The sequence below is a fragment of the Acinetobacter sp. YH12249 genome (assembly GCF_013417475.1).
Taxonomy (GTDB): domain Bacteria; phylum Pseudomonadota; class Gammaproteobacteria; order Pseudomonadales; family Moraxellaceae; genus Acinetobacter.
This window is the reverse complement of the sequence record NZ_VPDX01000021.1, coordinates 39154-58515: the sequence shown is the minus strand read 5'-3', so window position 1 is coordinate 58515 and position 19362 is coordinate 39154. Positions and strand designations below refer to the sequence as shown.

Below are 19362 nucleotides of genomic sequence, written 5' to 3'. Positions count from 1 at the left end.
ACCAGATCGCGATAAAAGTGATTTCTGAGATACTCAAGTGAGCGGTTCGGACTCTGGAGAAACGACGACTTTGTTTAAGGAAATTCCAGTAGGTTGCTTCAAATTTAAGAAAGAAATCATCAATTACACAAAATAATTCGGTACTATTAAACATCGGGACTAGAGTTTTAAGTTTTGTGTGGTAACTCAACTGATGGCTCTAGTCCTCTTATTTTTCAAGTCAATTTTTTATCCGCGATTCGGGTTTTTTAGTTCATTGGGATACTTTCAACCTAAAAATAATAAAGTATCTTCATCATTCATTTTTAATCATTCAACAATGACCAAAAAAATTTCCTTATCCTAACTTTCTCCCTGAGGGAGAAAGAACTTTAAATACGAATGGACTAATATTTTTTATTTTATGAAGAGATTTAACTAAGGAAAAAAATAACGAAAGGTCAGGTTAATTCTAGGTTCTAAAACCCGAGTCGTTTTCCGGATACAATGTTTCCAGTAGTGTTGGGTCTGTCCTCGCATCACAATCAACTGACCACTTTGTAAAAGCAGATCTACTGTTTCATTCTCTGTTTTGTGTTTAAAGCTCATCTTGCGGGTTGCCCCCAAACTGAGGGATGCAATCACATTTTCCTGTGACGTTCCCTGATATAAAGCCGCTTCATCATCACTATGCCAGCCCAGACCTTGCGAACCATCTTCATATAAATTGGCCAGACAGGAATTAAAGGAATGGCCCACTAATTTTTCAATATACTGCTTTAACCGAAATAGCCCCGGTGTCCAGATATGGGCTTGTTTGGAACTTCCGGAATAATGATATTGATAGTGTTCATCGCCATACCAGACGACTTTTCGCCCAGTAATATAATGCTTGCCAAATAAAGTGACTTCATCCGCTTGCCAGGCCAGATGAGCTAAAAAATGCTGTAAATATTGCTGGCTCTGCTGCTCATTTAAAATCTGGCCATAATCCTCTACCACCCCATCAAAGGGTAATAAATTCATTTGAGGTTCTGGCGCAAACAGGTCCAAAGTCATTTTAAAATCAGTCTAAAAATTTCAGTATCTTTCTGAAAAGATTGAGACTTATCCAGAGAAATTACAATCTAATTTCACAAATAAATACAACATTTACTCTTGTGAGTACCTCTATTCCTGCCTAGACTAAATTCAACTTTGACAATAAAAATAATTGCTTATGAATTTATGGCAGCTGTTTTTAAAACTTCGTCCCTTTGTCAGCCCTTATCGGCTCCTGGTGATTGCGACCCTCATTCTGACCCTGATCGGTTCCTTTACTGCTCAGGTCAATGCACTGACCCTGCAATATGCAGTCGATAGCATCAATGCACTGCTGGAACAAGGACAAGGGCTAGATGAAGGCTGGCATATCCTGATCACTATCTCTGCCATTTTACTCGGTAAGGAAGTGGTGAATGCGCTGGTACAGTTTGGGCAGAAGTTTTATGGAGAAAAGCTGCGGATTTTTATTTCCCAAGATCTGGCTCAAGGCATTATTGAAAAGTTTTTAAAATACCGGCTGGCATTTTTTAATCAGGATAATAATCAGGCTGGAAAATTACAGACCCGGATTGACCGCGGAATTGGCTCCCTCACCCGATTGGTCCAGATCTTTTTCATTGATATTTTTCCTCTATTTACCAGTGCAATTGTCGCGCTCGGATTGATGTACTACGCCAATTTTTATGTCGGGCTGGTCGCCACGGCGATTGTACCGATCTACTTCTGGCTCACCTATAAACAGGCACAAAAACTTGGTGGATGGCGCCGTAGTCTGAGAGATGGCCGGGAAAAAAAGAGCCAAGGGATTCTCAGTATCATCAATTCAATTACAGTCATCAAATCCTTTAACCGGGAATCAATTGAATCAGACAAGCAGCTGAGCTTGCAGCGTGAACTGACCGATAACCAGATGAAAACCCGGCAAACCAGCTTCCTGTTTGATGGCTTAAAAACCTTTATTGAACAGATCGGCATAGTGCTGATTATTATTCTGACTTCCTATTTTGTACTGGATGGACAGATGAGTATCGGCATGATCATGTACCATGTGCTGCTCTTTAATAACGTCTCTGCCCCGATTCGGTCGTTGCACCGGATTTATGATGAAGTGAATGATGCCATGATTTATTCAGAAAGCTTCTTTAATATTCTGGAAGCAGATGCTGAAATTGAGCAAAGCGGACAGCAAAAACCGCCAGTTGAAGGCCGATTTGAGCTAAGTGGCGTGAATTTTTATTATCCGAATGGGCATCATGCTTTAAAAGATATCAATATGGAAATCCGCCCCAATACCATTACCGCACTGGTGGGATTATCGGGAGCGGGAAAATCAACCTTGATCAGCCTACTGGATAAATTTTATGAACCACAGGAAGGCCAGATCAAGCTGGATGGGATCGACTTAAAAGATTATGACACTCAATATCTGCGTGATCATATCGGATTGGTACTACAGAAAAACCATATTTTCCAGGGCACGATTTTTGACAATATCCGTTATGGCAAAACCAATGCCAGTATGGATGAGGTGATTGCAGCTGCTCAAAAAGCCTCGATTCATGAACAGATTTTAAAGCTACCGGACAGCTATGATTCCGATGCCCTGCAACTGTCCGGCGGTCAGCAACAGCGGATTGCCATCGCACGGATGTTCCTTAAAAACCCGCCAATTATTTTTCTGGATGAACCAACGGCAAGTCTAGATGCCATTGCGACCGAACAGATTAAACAGAGTCTGGATCAAATCAAGCAAGGCCGTACCGTGATTATTATTTCACATAGCCTGTCTCAAATTATTGATGCAGACTATACCTATGTGATGAAAGAAGGTTGTATTGCCGAACACGGTGAACATGAGGCGCTTTATCATCAGGACGGCGTATATAAGGAAATTTTTGATGCAATGGCGAAGAGCCTGAATATTGAAAAAATTGCCAAGACTTTTGAAGATGATGCAGAGGAAGAAACGCATAGTTAGCTCTTCATCAAACTATCTCTAAAAAAGAAAAGCGGTCTTTAAAGACCGCTTAAAATCAAGATTCATCATCCAGTGCTAAAACCGCATAATCCATTCACCCCTGATATAACGATAATCGTAATTCGGACCATAGAAAGAAGCACTGCGGTTATATCCGGCATTCATCCGCAGAAATTGCGAGCCACGAACAGGACTTTGTACATTAAGCTCAAATAGCCGGGTAGACTGGCTCGGATCCTGATTGATTTTTTCTCGGCCAAAGCCTGCCGTTAAGCCTGCAGACCAGCCAGCAAAGCGCTGACGCCAACCAAGAGCGAACATCGATTCTTGATAATCTTCTGGGTTGAAGTACTCTCTACCCACATTAAAATACTAGGATGTTTAATGAATGCCTCAATCATGCCACGAGCCCAACGCTGACGCTGTTTAACAAACACTTTAAGCGTCGTCGGTGCATTGGTAAACAGGCAGGCATCCTCACAATGGCCAATCCGATAACCTGCATTTAACAAGGCCCAGGTCAGTACAATATCTTCACCTACACATTCAGGCCAGCCGCCGACTTCAATCAGGGCATTACGGTCATAAATAGAGAAAGCACCTTGCGCTACCAGAGTTCCCTGATAAAGAGATTGCAGGCGTTTGGTTGCCGAGATACCCAGAAAATAATCCCATTCCTGGGTTTTGGTCAGCAGATTGGTACGCGAATTACGTACCAGAATTTTACCTGCAACCGCACGTGTATTTGGAGGATCTGCCACATAGCGCTCAACAATATTAATCAGAGCAATACGATGGAGATAAGAATCCGCATCGACGGTAATCACCAGATCATGTTCGGCAAGTTTCAGGCCTTCATTTAAGGCATGCGCCTTCCCTGCATTTTGCTTTAAATCTAGTAAAGTCAGCCAGGGAAATCTTGATTCTGCTTTGCGGACAATCTCTGCGGTTTCATCCTGAGAACCATCATTAATCACAATAACCTGTAATTTTCCCGGATATTTTTGCTGGTTAATACTGACCAAAGTGTCTTCAATTGACGCGGCTTCATTGTAAGCAGCCACCAACATGGTAATCCCTGGATAAACTGCTAATGGCTGGCGTTTAGGGCGTCTGTCCATCATCAGGCTTAATGCCGCAAATGAGTTCATAAATCCTGGAATAATGGCAATACCATAGATCAGGAAAATAGCCCAAAAATAACCGATATAGCTGCTCAAATCATGCAACCAGTCCTGAGCAATCCAGATGGAAAATACGGTCCAAAAACACGCACCCATTAACGCGATCACAAACTTTAACTGCACAGAAAAATAAATTCGGGAAGCTTCTCTTTGACTTTCATCAATGATCATGAATTTTCTCTTAAATATATAATTTCACTGAGTAAATGAATGCAGGGTTAGGTTTAGACCAGAAGTATGTGACTGATAACAAAAGAGCTTCGTTTTTCTTTCTTATCTATAGGTTTGATGAGCACATGAAAAAATCTTTTCACTTTCTGAAAATGATTCCATTTTCATAAATCAACCCGCATTTTGCTAAGTTATATACAACTTTTGTATGTTTTTTGATAAATAGTTCACATTTCTTTTAATTAAATTTATAAAGCTTATTAGTAATTGTTATTTATGTGATTTTTCTCATAGCAATATTAGGGAACACCTATCCTGTCTAGCTTTCACAATATCAAGAACATATTTTTGAAATAAAAAAACCTACATAATGCAGGCTTTTTACTATTATTTAGTTTTAATTAACGTTGAAATTTTTGCTCAATTTCTTCGACACTGCTATGCCGTACATCCAGGCCCTTGACCATATAAATGACCTGTTCCGAAATATTACGTGCATGATCTCCAATGCGTTCCAGCGAACGTAGTACCCAAAGTACATTAATCACCCGACTAATATGCCGTGGATCTTCAATCATATAGGTCATTAAAGTACGGGTAGCGGACTGATATTCCCGGTCAATGTCGGCATCGGCCTGCATCACGCGCAGCGCTTGGTCTACATCCAGACGAGCAAAGGCATCCAATGCATCATGAATCATCACTCGAACTTGGTTACCAATATGTCGGGTTTCCATATAACCGCGTGGTGAACCACCCTCTTCACACAAAGTCTGGGCAATACGGGCAATTTTCGATGCTTCATCTCCAATCCGTTCCAGATCGGTATTGGCCTTGGACATGGCAAGCACCATGCGCAGATCAATAGCAGCAGGATGACGGCGAGCCAAAATCAGGGTGAGTGCCTCATCAATTTCACCTTCCAGGCGGTTCACAATATTGTCCTGAAACTGCACATCGACCGCCATGGCAGCATCTGTATCCAGCAGCGCATGAATGGCATTGGCTACCTGCTGTTCTACCATGCCACCCATGGTCATGAACTTGGTATTTACATCCTGCAATTCTTCATTGAATTGCGAAGAAATATGATGACTGAGCACAGGATTATTGGGACTCAAGGAAATCTACTCCAGAACAGGAAAAGGCAAGAACACATCATGAAATGTCATTAAAGCATGACCATCATGAAAGTTTGATGACAACTCATTAGTCGTCTTTAAGAACGGTCATATTCAATGAGCCAGGCATTCATCTCTGCCAGTTCCTTTTCTGTCAATTGTCCTACTGAAGCCTGTAATTGCAGTACATGCAGCAAATAATCATATTTGGCATTCAGATAGTCAGTCTTGGCAGAGAAGGCATTACGCTGCGCCAGCAATACATCCACCATGGTTTTTAAACCTTCCTGATATTGAGCTCTGGAAGCTTGAGAAACGATATCTGAAGACTGCATCGCTGCTTTACGTGCATTCAGCTTGGCCTCATCCGTTTCTACCTGCAGATAAGACTGTTTGACATCGGTGTTGGCTTTGCGAATGGCAGCATCCAGTTGGGCTTCACTTCGCTGCACATTTACGCCGGCCTGACGAATACTTTTTTGGGTTCGGCCCCCGGTAAACAGGTTCCAGTTGACCTCGACGCCAATCTGGTCAAAATCCCCATTGGTTGATAACACTGTTTCAGGAGTCTGCTTTAAATAGCCATAGGTTCCGACGGCTTCAACCTGAGGATAGAGAGCCGCCTGCTCTACCCGCTTGGCATCTTCCGAATAGCGTTTCTGCAAACGGGCCTGTAGAATTTCCAGATTCTGGTTTTGTGCCAGTTCGGTCCAGGAACCGATATTACTCGGAACAGGTTTCTGGAACTGGAAATCCTCACGCAGAACCGCCAGATTTTCCTGATAAGGTCCAATCAACTGAGCCAACTGTTCCTGAGCTAGAACCAACTGCACCTGTGTAGAAATCCGGTTAGCTTGCGCACTCTGATATTGGGCATTGGCTTCACTGACATCACTTCTCGCCACGAGCCCTTCTCGAAGTTTGGCATTCATCATCCTTAACTGTTCTGATAAAGCCTGCTCTTCCTGTAAATAAGCTGTGGTTAAAGACTGCTGACGTAAAACATTAAAATAGGCTTCTGCCACCTGCAAAATATGCTGCTGCTTTTGCAGACGTAAATTAACTTCACTAAGTTCTACCGAGGTTTTGACCTGCTTATAACCCTGCCAAGCATCCCAGCGAAACAATGGCTGACGTGCAGTAACTGCAATCTGACGCGTGGTCGTACTCGAACCCTGTAATTCCCCAAATTCGGCAGGCAAACCTTCTATCGATGAATTATCAGCAGACTGGTTTTTACGGGTCACATTTCCAGATAAAGTCACAGTCGGCAATAAATTTCCGCTGGCAATGCCCAGATTGAGCTGGTCCGACTGGTATTGCAACAGATTCGCCTGCCAGTTCGGATCATTCTGCTGGGCACGCTGATAAGCTTCAAGCAGATCCAGCGCAAACAGTGTCGGACTGACACCCAATAAACAGGCACTGACGATGAGTTTTAATTTCATTTTATAGTTTTCACCCCTACAGCCATTTCAATCATCAGATTAAGGCGCTTTAAACCCAGCAATACTAAAGATTTCTTTTGATTTTTTACGTATGACTTTTATTAATTTTCTCTTATAGATCCACGATTTTATTCAATATTCCTCCTATTTTCCCCTTCCTGCATCCTAGCTTAACAAAGCCATTCACAATACTACACATAGAACTTGAATTAGATCTATACAATATAGCTCCCAGTAAGGCAGTTATTTCTGATTTCATCTATATAGAGTCCTGAAGCATAGTGTTAACGCGAATTCATTCGATATTCAAAGTTTGTTTTGTTTTCAGCAGTTTGCTGTTCGTAGGCGGATGCCAGCAATCCTCAGAACCGCAAGTTGAAATGGAACAGGCCGAGGTTAAAACCGTTCAATCTCCCGCGAACGATTTCACCCTCATGTGTGAAAATATTGAAAAAAACATGTCCCAGATTAATGAACAGCGCACCACTTTTGCCCTGGAACAGATTAATCAGGACCTTAAAGTGTGTCTGCCGCTCATGGAACTGGCCGAGCAGAAACACCTGATGCAGCGTTCCACAGAAATGTATCAACGCTTCCTGCATGTGGAACGTACCGAATTCCAACAACGTGCTTTCGAGCAATATGCTCTGGATATGGCTCAGCATCCTACTATTCAGCAAAGCCACTTTGAACAGTTGACCACACGCGACCAGTATTTATTGAAGCATAAAGGTCAGGCCTATGTAGAACTCTTAGATCAGGGCAATGGCACGCTACAATATCGTCGTAGTCCGGAATATCTGGTACGTATCTTTGCGCCGTATTTACCAGCTGCCGAAAAGGTATTTATTGAAAATCTGGCTGAGCAGAATATGGAACCGGTCTTGGTCGAAAAACGCTTACAGCTTGAAGCTGCCAATATTGCCGCTCGCGCTTTATTCTGGGAAGATTATCTGCAAACTTATCCGAAAAGTAGCTATCAGCGCGATGCCGAATATCTGCTGAAACAATATACTTATTTCCTGTTCAGAGGCAGCGAGCAATCGCCAATCTCTGAGGATTATCGTGACCGTTATTCAGTAGAAACCAGCCATCTGGAAACTATTATTGGTCTAGCGCGTGGTCAGAAATCCAAGTTATCGACACAGGCGCAATTATTTTTAGAGTTTCTGGACATGAATCCTGAACAGCGTCAGCGTGCCTTAGCTGCGGAATATCGTGACCGTTCCAGCACTGAACAGATTTTATATTATGCTCAAGTCACCCCACCCTCACAGAACTATGGTAAAGACTGCTTTAAAGATGCCATCTGTCTTTAAAACAATCTTTTCTTAAAAATCGATGAGATAGCCGAAAATCAGCAACTCCTCCCAATTTAAAGCTACTTTTTAAATACCAACTAAGCTAAGATTTAGCCTCGCTTGACGGAGCGCGAGTAATAACTCGCTGAGATCACTTAAATCAGCCTTTTCGGCCATTTGATAGTGAGTACCGTTGAACCTGATCAGGTTAATACCTGCGTAGGAATCAAGCCATCTAAAAACGACTACCCTTGTTTTATCTACTCCCAGATAATTCTGTCCACGTTTTTGGTCGTGCTTGATTCGTTGATGTCATTCATAAGGATCATTGCAATGAGCCAGTTAACGAATCTTTCTTCTGAAACTCCCCTTACTCCACACGAACAGGAAGCGCGTGATCTGACCCGCATTCTGCCTGCTTCCCGTAAAGTCTATCTACAAGGCTCACGTCCTGATATTCAGGTGCCGATGCGGGAAATTTCTCTCAGCGAAACCCCGACTGGTCTGGGCGGTGAATATAATGCACCTTTGATGGTCTATGACACTTCAGGGGTTTATACCGATCCAAATGTTGAAATTGATCTGAATAAAGGCCTACCAAATCTGCGTGAAGGCTGGATTGAACAGCGTAATGACACAGAAATGCTGGATGATTTAAGTTCTGAGTTTGGTCGCCAACGTCTGCGCGATATCCGTACTGCCAATATCCGCTTTGCCCATATCCAGAAACCACGCCAGGCTAAACTTGGCCAGAATGTGACCCAGATGCACTATGCCAAACAGGGCATTATTACGCCGGAAATGGAATATATCGCGATTCGGGAAAACTTGTGTCAGCTGGAAGGGACCGATATGCGCCAGCATCCGGGACAGAATTTTGGTGCCAAAAATTTACAGGAAATCACCCCTGAATTTGTCCGTCAGGAAGTCGCTGCAGGCCGTGCCATTATTCCTGCCAATATCAATCACCCTGAACTGGAACCAATGATCATCGGGCGCAATTTCCTGGTGAAAATCAATGCCAATATCGGGAACTCCGCACTAGGTTCAAGTATTGAAGAAGAAGTGTCAAAAATGACCTGGGCGACCCGCTGGGGTGCCGATACGATTATGGATCTGTCGACTGGTCAAAACATCCATGAAACCCGTGAATGGATTATCCGTAACTCTCCAGTGCCAATCGGTACCGTACCAATTTATCAGGCACTAGAAAAAGTCAACGGTGTAGCTGAAGACCTAACCTGGGAAATCTTTAAAGATACCTTGATTGAACAGGCTGAACAGGGCGTGGATTACTTCACGATTCATGCCGGTGTGTTATTGCGTTATGTACCACTGACCGCGAATCGTCTGACTGGTATTGTGTCACGTGGTGGTTCGATCATGGCACAGTGGTGTCTGGCACATCATCAGGAAAACTTCCTCTATACTCATTTCGATGAAATTTGTGAAATCATGAAAGCCTATGATGTGTCTTTCAGTCTCGGGGATGGCTTACGTCCGGGCTGTATTCAGGATGCCAATGACGAAGCACAATTTGCTGAACTGCGCACTTTGGGTGAACTAACGCATCGTGCCTGGGAACATGATGTACAGGTAATGATCGAAGGTCCGGGGCATGTACCGATGCATATGATCAAGGAAAATATGGACCTACAACTGGAAGTCTGTAAGGAAGCCCCTTTCTATACCCTTGGGCCGTTAACCACAGATATCGCACCGGGTTATGACCATATTACCTCGGCCATTGGTGCCGCGATGATTGGCTGGTACGGTACGGCAATGCTTTGCTATGTGACACCGAAAGAACATTTAGGCTTGCCGAACAAGAAAGATGTGAAAGACGGCATCATTACCTACAAGATTGCCGCACATGCTGCCGACTTGGCCAAAGGTCATCCGGGAGCACAAGCGCGTGACAATGCCCTGTCCAAAGCCCGCTTTGAATTCCGTTGGGAAGATCAGTTTAACTTGAGTCTAGATCCGGACACAGCACGCAGCATGCATGATGAAACCATGCCCAAAGCGGCACATAAATCGGCTCACTTCTGCTCAATGTGCGGACCAAAGTTCTGTTCAATGAAAATCACCCAGAATGTGCGGGATTATGCCAGCCAGTTATCTGCTGATGGAACCCCGGCTGTAACGCAGGCAGAGATTGAAGCCGGCCTTAAGCAGATGAAAAACGATTTCCACAGCTCTGGTCAAAAATTGTACCACAAGGTGTAAAACCGTAAAAAAAACAGTTGTTTTCATAAAAATCTCAGATAGGATGAAAAAAATAAGTTATTTCATCCTTTTCTGAGTTATGAATATTATTAAACAAGCCTCTTATAATAAAAAAGATTTTAGGATAGAGGCCCGTGAGTTTTTATATCGGGGATTTATTCAGGTGGAAAAAGTCACGTTAAGTCATCGTGTCTTCCATCAGGAATCTTATACACCTGCATTGCAGCGTGAGCTCATCCATCGTCCTGAAGCCGCTGGGGTACTGCTGTATAACGATCAACAGCAAAAATTCGGCTTGATTGAACAGTTCCGTATTGGCGGACTGGATGATCAGGATACGCCATGGCAACTAGAAGTCATTGCCGGTGTACTGGATGGCGATGAAACGCCTGAGACCTGTATTCGCCGCGAAGCTTTCGAAGAGTCAGGCTGCACTGTTGATTCCTTACAGCATCTTTTCAGTTTCTACCCTTCTGCCGGTGCCTGCTCGGAACTGTTTCATCTTTATGTCGCCCAGACTGAACTGCCTGAAAAAGGCGGTATTTTTGGTATGCCGGATGAAGGGGAAAATATCCAGCTGCACATTCTGGATTATGCCGATATTCCGACCTTGCTGAGTAATGGTCGCCTTAGAAATGCACCTGTGATTATGGCCTTACAATGGCTACAACAGCATCAACAGGCTGTCCCGTCAGGTTTAAGGGGGCAGACATGACATCGGAAAAATTCAATCCTGCATCGACACAAGAATGGACCATTATCCAGATTTCTGACACCCATTTGATGGATCAGCCCAATCTGGAATTCGCGAATATGAATCCCGAGCAGAGCTTCCATGAAGTCATGCAGCATATTCAGCACAATTTTCCAGAAATGGATGCACTCGTACATACCGGTGATCTGGCACAGGTGGCGATCGCAGAAACCTATACACGTTATTTAAAATATATCCAGTCTTGCCAGGTGCCCTATTACCAGATTCCGGGCAATCATGATGACATCAAGGTCTTTCCTTTTTATCAGGATCGAGATCAGGCTCATGCGATTCATTTTGGCAACTGGACCCTGATTTTACTAAATAGTGCAGTCCAGGATCGGATAGATGGTTGGGTAGAGCAGGCTCAACTGGAACAGCTAGACCAATTATTGCTTGAATATCGTAATCAGCATGTGGTTGTGGCTTGCCATCATCATCCTTTTGCGATGAAGTCGCACTGGATTGACCAGCACCGGCTAAAGAATGCCGAAGATCTAAAAGATGTACTGGCCCGGCACCAGAATGTGAAGCTGGTTCTGTTTGGTCATGTGCATCAGGATTCCTGCAATGAATGGCACGGTATCCAGTTTTTATCGACGCCATCGACCAGCGTACAGTTCAAACCCAAGAGTGATGAATTCGCGCTAGACCAGGCGGCACCTGGCTATCGTGTATTACATTTGAAACAAAATGGGGAGTTCGATACACATATCGAACGTGTGACCTTAAGCCAGCAAAATATTAATACCGAAATTTCAGGTTATTAACTTTGCATTTTATTTTTTTTGAATTACTTTATTGCAACCAAAGGAAATGTGATATCTATAATCCAGACATCAAAGACTATCAAAAAGCATAAAAAGTCTATATGATGACGACCCCCGTAGGAGGATAATCTTTCTACAGGGTGGATAAAAATTGCATATCACCATATTTTTTGCGTATTAACATACGCATATGATGAGGAATGCCCTAAATGGCGAATGACAACCAAAATCAAGTCTTAGACGAACAAACTGATGTTGTAGAGGAAAAACCTACAAAACGTGTGCGCAAATCTAAGCCGAAAACGACTGAGGGTGGTTCTACTGCTAGCTTATTTGGTATTGAACCTTATCAACCTAAAAAAAATGAAGAATACATGTCTGAAGGGCAGCTTGAACACTTCCGCCAAATCTTGATGGCATGGAAAGCTGAACTGATGTCAGAAGTTGATCGTACTTTAAATACGATGCAAGACGAAAACACTGCACTCCCTGATGTAAACGACCGTGCGACTCAGGAAGAAGAATTTGCCATCGAACTTCGTACTCGTGACCGTGAACGTAAACTGATCCGCAAAATCGAGCAATCTATCGAAGCGATTAAAAACGATGACTACGGTTTCTGTGAAACTTGTGGTATCGAAATTGGTCTGCGCCGTCTAGAAGCACGTCCAACTGCAACTTTATGTATCGACTGCAAAACTTTGGCAGAGATCAAAGAGAAGCAAAATAACGGTTAAGCATGTCTTTAAGTAATCCCTCCCTGACCCTCCCTTTATCAAAGGGAGGGAAAGCTGAAGAGAATTACGTGGGCCGGTTCGCGCCATCGCCAACCGGCCCTTTGCATTTTGGTTCACTCATTACCGCAGTCGCTAGCTACTGTGATGCCAAAGCCCATCAGGGGCGCTGGCTAGTCCGCATTGAAGATACCGACATCCCGCGAATTTATCCCGGCAGCGAAGAACATATTTTGCGTGCCATGGATGCTTTTGAATTCGAGCCAGATGGAGAAATCATTTACCAGAAAGACCGTCTGGATATTTACGAAAATGTGATCCAACAACTGCGCCAGCAGGGTCTGGTCTATGCCTGTCAATGTACCCGTAAAATGCTGGGTTCCAATCATATTTATCAGGACACCTGTCGTGACTTAGGTTTGCCTTTTGAACATCAGGCAATTCGGGTCAAGGTTGAAGATGTTGAAATCTGTTTTGAAGACCGTCTGCAAGGCCGACACTGCTCACAACTGAAAAAGGACTTGGGCGATTTTGTCTTAAAACGCCGTGATGGCATCATGAATTATCAGTTGGCAGTTGTGGTCGATGACTATCTGCAAGGCATGACCCATGTAGTCCGTGGTGCAGACCTTTTGGACAACACGGAACGTCAGATTTATCTGGGTCAATTGTTGGGTTATCCGCGTTTAAGCTATATACATTTACCACTGGCAATGAATGATCAGGGCCAGAAACTGTCCAAGCAAAATCTGGCGCAAGCACTGGATCTTGATCAAGCTCCCCTGCTCTTGCAACAGGCACTTCAAGCCCTCTGTCAGGCGCCCGTAGAACTGGATCGCCCTGCTCGTATGCTCGAACAAGCCGTCGCACAATGGGATATCTCCCGAATCCCGCATACAACTGAGCTACAAGGTCACTATTTATAAAAACGGGTTTTCACTTAAGCTAAAAGCAATAACACAGGCGAGTGAGGGTCATAAAAATGTTTTTTATTTTTGGTGTAGGACCGAAAACCAAGGTCATTGAGAAAAGTCAGTTTCTTTGTCCAGTCTGCCGAACCCGTTCTGGGTATGAACTCAAACAGCAGCGTAATTATTTTTCTTTATTTTTTATTCCGCTAGTTCCACTTTCTAAGGCAAAAAGTACTTTTGTGCGTTGCCTGAACTGTGGAACTGTCATGCCGAGCACAGTGCTTAACCATGCTCAGCCCGATCCACAGCGTCCGTCTAATCTAGAAGCTTGATTCTTCCCGGCTTGGATTGACCTGCTGAGTCGTCGAATCAATTTTCAAAATCAAACTGATCATCACTGCACAAACAATAAGTGATGAACCGCCATAACTAATAAATGGCAGGGTCAACCCTTTGGTTGGCAATAGCCCCATATTCATCCCAGCGTTTACCAGAATCTGTAACAGGAAAATGATACTGATCCCATAAGCCAGATAACCTGCGCGCAAGTATTGATGCTGTAAGGCACGATGCCCAATCCGGATACAGCAGACCATCACGGTAAAAGACAGAATCAGAATGGTAGAAATACCCAAGAAACCAAATTCTTCCCCTAAGATCGCCAACATAAAGTCAGTATGTGCTTCAGGCAGATATGACATTTTCTGGATACTATGGCCTAGCCCTACTCCGGTCCATTCACCACGACCAAACGCCATCAAGGCATTAGAAAGCTGATAACCGGTACCGAGCGGATCTTCCCAAGGATTCGAGAAAGACAATAAACGTTGTAAACGATAAGGTTCCAGAGCAATCGCAGCAGCAAATGCACCCAATAAAGTAATAAAAGCGACACCGAACTGAATCCAGGGTGCACCAGCCAGGAAGAATACACCGAGCATGGTCAGGGTGATTACCACTGTTGCCCCTAAGTCAGGCTCAAGAATAATCAGGCCAACGGTTGCACCCATGATGGCACTTAATCGTACCAAGCCTTTGATATTATTACGAACCTCTTCAGCACGACGGACTACATAGTCAGCGGTAAAAATCGCCATCATGACCTTAGCGACTTCGGAAGCCTGCAAGGTAAAACCGGCTACCCGAATCCAGCGCTTGGAGCCGTTTACTTCAGTCCCGACAAAGAGTACGGCGACCAGCAAAACAATGGTAATAATCCATAAAAAGAAAGTGTTATTGAACCAGACTTTTAATGGAACTTTATAGGCTAAAAAGGCTGCACCCGCCGCAACCAGAATCGAGATCGCATGTCGGGTCACATAATGGAAAGCATTCTCATGCATCCGTTCCGCATAAGGCATCGAAGCCGATGCCACCATGATCGAACCGATGCACAGCAAAGCCAGCACACAAAAAATCAGCACATTACGCGGATTAACTTCAGCGGGTAACTTAGGTACCCACTGCTGATAAAATTGATTAATTTTATTGATCGCAGTCTGAGCAAACTCAGCCATATCACGAATCCTTGTTATTCTTAATTGAGTTCATTCACATAGGCCACAAACTTGCGACCACGTTCCGGATAACCGGAGAACATGTCAAAACTTGCACATGCAGGAGACAATAACACGACATCATGTGCCTGAGTGCGCTTCTGACAAATTTCTACTGCTTCCTGTAGGCTTTCCGCATGAATCAATTCAGTCGTACCAGCAATCGCTTCTTCAATAATTGGGTGGTCCACACCAATCAATACGGCTACTTTTGCATACTTAGATAATGAGTCACATAAGGCAGTAAAATCCTGACCTTTACCCTGACCGCCAAGAATAATGGCAACTTTACCACCTTGAGCTTCGATTGCCATGCCCAAGCCATCAAGTGCTGCCAGTGTTGCACCAATATTGGTTCCTTTGGAGTCATTATAATAACGTACCCCATTGACTTCTTTAACAAATTCGCAGCGATGTTCCAAACCTTTGAAGGTTTTTAACGTATCCAGCATAACCTCCATTGGCAGGCCAATTGCTTCACCTAAAGCTAAGCAAGCCAAGGCATTCGCCACATTATGGGTACCTTGAATGTACATGTCGGAACTTTTGAGCAGACGTTCACGACCACGTGCCAGCCAGATTGTGCCATCCGTATCTTTGAGAATACCGTACTGGTTGATGTCCGGTGCATTCAAACCAAAGCTCTGCATCGGTGTTGCATCTGGAACCAGTGGACGGGTCAGTGAATCATCACGGTTAAACACCACTTTTTTCACACCTTGGAAAATACGGTGTTTGGCGGTGTGATAACCCATCATGTCGCCATGACGATCCAGATGGTCTTCACTCATATTCAGAACAACAGCCACTTCAGCCTGCAAGTTTGATGTGGTTTCTAACTGGAAGCTCGACAACTCCAAAATATACAGTTCAGGATCATCTTTGGTCAGATCCAGTGCTGGACGACCAAGATTCCCCCCAACCGCCACTTTTTTACCCGCATTCGCTGCCATCAGACCGATTAAAGTAGTTACGGTACTTTTGGCATTGGAACCGGTAATCGCCACAATCGGCTTATCAGTCGCACGACGTAAAATCTGGATTTCACTTACCACAGGAATACCTTGATCTAGTGCTGCCTGGATTTCAGGCAGCTTTGGATCGAGTCCCGGACTGATGATAATTTCTTCGGCAGAGAGCAACAGATTCTGGTCAAACTTGCCAAAACTGGTCTGTACTTCCGCAGGAATTTGGTCATGTCCCGGAGGGGTAGCTCTTGAGTCCGTTACTGCAACGCGGTAGCCCTGGTCATGTAAGAAGTTGACCGCTGCAACACCTGAAATCCCGAGTCCTGCAACGACTTTTAATCCACCACGTTGTATTAACATTTTCGCCCCATTTTCTGGTCTATTTTAAAACTGACGAAATGGTAGCACTTTGCTGTTTTGAATGCTTTTTCTGTTTTGACTTTCTCTGGCATTTTTTGTGTCAGGGCGTAAAAAAATATCGTTAAATCTTCATCTTTAATCGGTTTAATAATTAATAAATTTTTATTGGAGCCATCATGGGAATAAAAGTTAAGACTATGCTATCCATAACTTGAAAGGAAAATCAGATAACGCTTCCATTCATAATATAGAAAAATAGTGGATTATTTTCACCTAGATAAATTAATAAGTTTTTAAAAAATAAAAAATTAGGGAGCTTATTTCTAAGCTCCCTACTCATTTGCATGCTCAGTTTTTATTCTTAAACAGAATGAAAGTTTACTTCCATTTCACTGCCTGAGCTTTAGGTTTTGTACTTGAGCTTTGTTCCGATGCCGGACAGGCACAGTTACCACCACAGCCACTGGCCATAGCCGGTTTTAACCATTTCGCCAGCGTATGCCAGCCTTTGGCTGCACAGGTATCAGACAGCTTCTGGAAGACTGAGCGTGAGGTATTCGGAAATACCTTTTTAAATACCACGAGCGCACTCCAGACAACCAGTACCGCTACAATCAGAATTTCAATCATCTCAATCTCCCATTCACATGATCAGTCAGATCGAGCCAAGGTTTCCCTTCAGCCAGTTTAACCCAAATAATGTGATGCAATTTGATAAGTCAGGAATGACATGAAATATGCCAAACCAAACAGGTAGAAGGTCATAAAGCTGACCGTTTTCCATGAACCGGTTTCACGCTTCACAGTGGCTAAGGTCGCCAGACAATGTGGTGCATAAATAAACCATACCAGTAGAGACAAGCCGGTCGCGATCGACCAGCCCAAATCACCGCCGCCACTAATCAGTGCCGCCAGACCCTCAGACATGGCATCTTCATCGACTGCAGACAAGGCATAAACCGTACCCAGTGCTGCCACGACAACTTCACGCGCTGCCATCGCCGGAATCAGTGCAATACAGATCTGCCAGTTAAAGCCCAATGGTGCAAAAATAGGTTGCATCACATGGCCCAGCATCCCGGCAAAGGAATAATCGATATCCGGTAAAGTTGCACCTTCTGGTGGTTGCGGGAACGTACACAGGAACCAAAGCAGGATGGATAGCGCAAAGATGATGCCACCGACACGCTTCAAGAAGATTTTGCCGCGATCAAGCAAACCAATCCAGACGTTTTTAACATCCGGGAAACGGTAACTTGGCAGCTCCATCAACAGCATATGCTGAGACTTGTCTTTATGGAAAAATTTCAGGATAAAGGACACAATCAACGCACTCAGAATACCAGCCATATACAGACCAAATAACACCAGACCCTGCAGGTTCATGAAGCCCCAAACGGTTTGCTCAGGAATAAACGCTGCAATCAACAAGGCATATACCGGCAGACGTGCTGAACAGGTCATCAGTGGTGCCACAAATATCGTGGTCAGACGATCACGTGGATCACTAATCGTCCGTGAAGCCATAATTCCCGGCACGGCACAGGCAAAGCTGGACAATAGAGGGATGAAAGCACGGCCCGAAAGACCTGCCTTAAACATCAATTTATCCAGCAGGAAGGCAGCACGTGGTAAATAGCCGGACTCTTCTAGTACCAGAATAAAGAAGAACAGAATCAGAATTTGCGGCAGGAAGACCACGACCCCACCCGCGCCGGCAATAATCCCGTCAACCACCAAGCTGTTTAATAAAGGATGAGCGATCAGTCCACCCATGTATTCGCCCAGCCAGCCGAAGAAAGTTTCGATCCCGTCCATGAAGGGCGCAGCCCAGGCAAAGACCGCCTGAAACACCACAAACATCATAATGGCTAAGCTAAGCAGGCCCAATACCGGATGCAGGAATATCTTGTCCAGAAAATCAGTACGTTTATCTTCCTGATCGGCATAATTCACCACATCTTTCAGAATGCTGGTAATCTGATGATGGTGATCGCCACTCAAACCGCTGAGTTCAGTTTGCGGAGCAGAAAACTTGTTTTTATCCAGTGCATTTTTCAGGTTTTCAATGCCTGAAGTACGCACAGCTACCGTTTCAACCACAGGTACACCCAGACGTTCAGACAGTTTCTGGGTATTAATCTGCATCCCGCGACGGCGTGCTTCATCCATCATGTTCAGCACCACCAGCATTGGACGACCCAGCTGAATCATTTCCAGTACCAGTCCCAGATGCAGTTTCAGGTTGGTTGCATCTACAACGCACAGGAAAGTATCCTGCTGGCCTTCTTCTGCAATTTTACCCTGAACCACATTACGGGTAATTTCTTCGTCCGGGCTGGTCGCATCCAGACTATAAGTTCCTGGCAGATCCAGTACGCGTACCGGTTTGCCTGAAGGAAGTGTAAAATTCCCGACTTTACGCTCAACCGTAACCCCGGCATAGTTGCCGACTTTTTGACGAGATCCGGTTAAATGGTTAAATAAAGAAGTTTTACCGCAGTTTGGGTTACCGACAAGGGCAATACGTAAGGTATCACTCATGCCGCGGCTCCCTGTTCAATTTCAATCTTGGCCGCTTCCGATTTTCGTAAAGCAAAACGCGTAAACCCCACCTGAATAAGAATCGGATCCCCACCAAAAATACCTTTGGTAATGACTTGTACCTGAGTCCCTGGTACAAAACCTAAAGTTTCCAAGCGACTGGCCACAACATCGTGGGAAGCGCCTTTACCATCAGTAGTTCGATTAACTTTTCGAATGATGGCAGTTTGTTTTGCTTTCAAATCAGACAAACGCACCGTGAAAATTCCTAAGACTTTTGTACAGTATACAAACAAATGAGAATAATTAA

Annotated in this window: 18 protein-coding genes, 1 pseudogene and 1 riboswitch; of the genes and pseudogenes, 8 read left to right on the top strand and 11 right to left on the bottom strand. The window is 44.2% G+C overall.

Going from position 1 to position 19362, the window contains the following annotated elements; translation table 11 throughout:
* Together FTV25_RS11790 and FTV25_RS11785 are read right to left on the bottom strand one after the other, a co-directional pair.
* Nucleotides 1-154, bottom strand: a pseudogene (locus tag FTV25_RS11790) (IS982 family transposase); the annotation flags it as partial.
* Nucleotides 155-417: 263 nt separating this feature from the next.
* Nucleotides 418-1038, bottom strand: a complete 621-nt coding sequence (locus FTV25_RS11785) for an alpha-ketoglutarate-dependent dioxygenase AlkB (RefSeq protein WP_180003825.1) — start codon at nucleotides 1036-1038, stop codon at nucleotides 418-420.
* A 160-nt stretch (nucleotides 1039-1198) separates the two neighbouring features.
* On the opposite strand from FTV25_RS11785, the gene FTV25_RS11780 reads away from it, so the two are divergent.
* A complete protein-coding gene (locus FTV25_RS11780; RefSeq protein WP_180003823.1) occupies nucleotides 1199-3001 on the top strand; it encodes an ABC transporter ATP-binding protein in 1803 nt (600 codons plus the stop codon).
* 75 nt (nucleotides 3002-3076) lie between these two features.
* Here the strand turns inward: FTV25_RS11780 and FTV25_RS11775 are convergent, their stop codons facing one another.
* From FTV25_RS11775 to FTV25_RS11760, 4 genes are all read right to left on the bottom strand, one after another.
* A complete protein-coding gene (locus FTV25_RS11775; RefSeq protein WP_257218970.1) occupies nucleotides 3077-3322 on the bottom strand; it encodes a hypothetical protein in 246 nt (81 codons plus the stop codon).
* Nucleotides 3271-4356: a glycosyltransferase family 2 protein gene (locus FTV25_RS11770; protein WP_257218969.1), complete on the bottom strand. Its 1086-nt coding sequence runs from the start codon at nucleotides 4354-4356 to the stop codon at nucleotides 3271-3273. The genes FTV25_RS11775 and FTV25_RS11770 overlap by 52 nt, the downstream gene beginning before the upstream one ends.
* 401 nt (nucleotides 4357-4757) lie before the next feature.
* Complete coding sequence (gene phoU / locus FTV25_RS11765) at nucleotides 4758-5477, bottom strand: phosphate signaling complex protein PhoU (protein ID WP_034705351.1); 720 nt, start codon at nucleotides 5475-5477, stop codon at nucleotides 4758-4760.
* A 98-nt stretch (nucleotides 5478-5575) separates the two neighbouring features.
* Nucleotides 5576-6925 (bottom strand): TolC family outer membrane protein, encoded by a 1350-nt coding sequence (locus tag FTV25_RS11760; protein ID WP_034705354.1) that lies wholly within the window; start codon nucleotides 6923-6925, stop codon nucleotides 5576-5578.
* A gap of 281 nt (nucleotides 6926-7206) precedes the next feature.
* Between FTV25_RS11760 and FTV25_RS11755 the strand changes: the two genes are divergently transcribed.
* The 7 genes from FTV25_RS11755 (at nucleotide 7207) to FTV25_RS11725 (ending at nucleotide 13956) form a co-directional block, all read left to right on the top strand.
* Nucleotides 7207-8244, top strand: coding sequence for a hypothetical protein (locus FTV25_RS11755; protein WP_179992200.1), 1038 nt, complete (start codon nucleotides 7207-7209; stop codon nucleotides 8242-8244).
* 96 nt (nucleotides 8245-8340) lie between these two features.
* Nucleotides 8341-8469, top strand: a riboswitch (TPP riboswitch).
* 90 nt (nucleotides 8470-8559) lie between these two features.
* Entirely contained in the window at nucleotides 8560-10455 is a 1896-nt protein-coding gene (gene thiC / locus FTV25_RS11750) for a phosphomethylpyrimidine synthase ThiC (protein WP_180003819.1), read from the top strand.
* Nucleotides 10456-10534: 79 nt separating this feature from the next.
* Entirely contained in the window at nucleotides 10535-11170 is a 636-nt protein-coding gene (locus FTV25_RS11745) for an NUDIX domain-containing protein (RefSeq protein ID WP_179992202.1), read from the top strand.
* On the top strand, nucleotides 11167-11979 hold the full coding sequence (gene cpdA, locus FTV25_RS11740; protein WP_180003817.1) for a 3',5'-cyclic-AMP phosphodiesterase: 813 nt from the start codon (nucleotides 11167-11169) through the stop codon (nucleotides 11977-11979). The genes FTV25_RS11745 and cpdA overlap by 4 nt, the downstream gene beginning before the upstream one ends.
* Nucleotides 11980-12188: 209 nt before the next feature.
* Complete coding sequence (dksA, locus tag FTV25_RS11735) at nucleotides 12189-12716, top strand: RNA polymerase-binding protein DksA (protein WP_004787252.1); 528 nt, start codon at nucleotides 12189-12191, stop codon at nucleotides 12714-12716.
* Nucleotides 12717-12718: 2 nt separating this feature from the next.
* Nucleotides 12719-13639 carry a tRNA glutamyl-Q(34) synthetase GluQRS gene (gene gluQRS / locus FTV25_RS11730; protein WP_257218967.1) on the top strand — a complete coding sequence of 307 codons (921 nt, stop codon included), beginning with the start codon at nucleotides 12719-12721 and terminating at the stop codon, nucleotides 13637-13639.
* A gap of 56 nt (nucleotides 13640-13695) precedes the next feature.
* On the top strand, nucleotides 13696-13956 hold the full coding sequence (locus FTV25_RS11725) for a zinc ribbon domain-containing protein (protein WP_034705366.1): 261 nt from the start codon (nucleotides 13696-13698) through the stop codon (nucleotides 13954-13956).
* Here the strand turns inward: FTV25_RS11725 and ftsW are convergent.
* From ftsW to FTV25_RS11700, 5 genes are all read right to left on the bottom strand, one after another.
* The gene (gene ftsW, locus FTV25_RS11720) at nucleotides 13945-15141 is read right to left on the bottom strand and encodes a putative lipid II flippase FtsW (RefSeq protein WP_004787257.1); all 1197 of its coding nucleotides are present in this window, start codon (nucleotides 15139-15141) and stop codon (nucleotides 13945-13947) included. The two genes, FTV25_RS11725 and ftsW, sit on opposite strands and share 12 nt — an antisense overlap.
* A gap of 20 nt (nucleotides 15142-15161) precedes the next feature.
* Nucleotides 15162-16508: a UDP-N-acetylmuramoyl-L-alanine--D-glutamate ligase gene (murD, locus tag FTV25_RS11715; RefSeq protein WP_180003815.1), complete on the bottom strand. Its 1347-nt coding sequence runs from the start codon at nucleotides 16506-16508 to the stop codon at nucleotides 15162-15164.
* Nucleotides 16509-16886: 378 nt separating this feature from the next.
* A complete protein-coding gene (locus FTV25_RS11710) occupies nucleotides 16887-17138 on the bottom strand; it encodes a DUF6587 family protein (protein WP_034703404.1) in 252 nt (83 codons plus the stop codon).
* 57 nt (nucleotides 17139-17195) lie between these two features.
* On the bottom strand, nucleotides 17196-19052 hold the full coding sequence (locus FTV25_RS11705; protein WP_180003813.1) for a ferrous iron transporter B: 1857 nt from the start codon (nucleotides 19050-19052) through the stop codon (nucleotides 17196-17198).
* The gene (locus FTV25_RS11700; RefSeq protein ID WP_004787267.1) at nucleotides 19049-19309 is read right to left on the bottom strand and encodes a FeoA family protein; all 261 of its coding nucleotides are present in this window, start codon (nucleotides 19307-19309) and stop codon (nucleotides 19049-19051) included. Before FTV25_RS11700 ends, FTV25_RS11705 begins: the two co-directional genes overlap by 4 nt.
* Nucleotides 19310-19362: the final 53 nt, after the last annotated feature.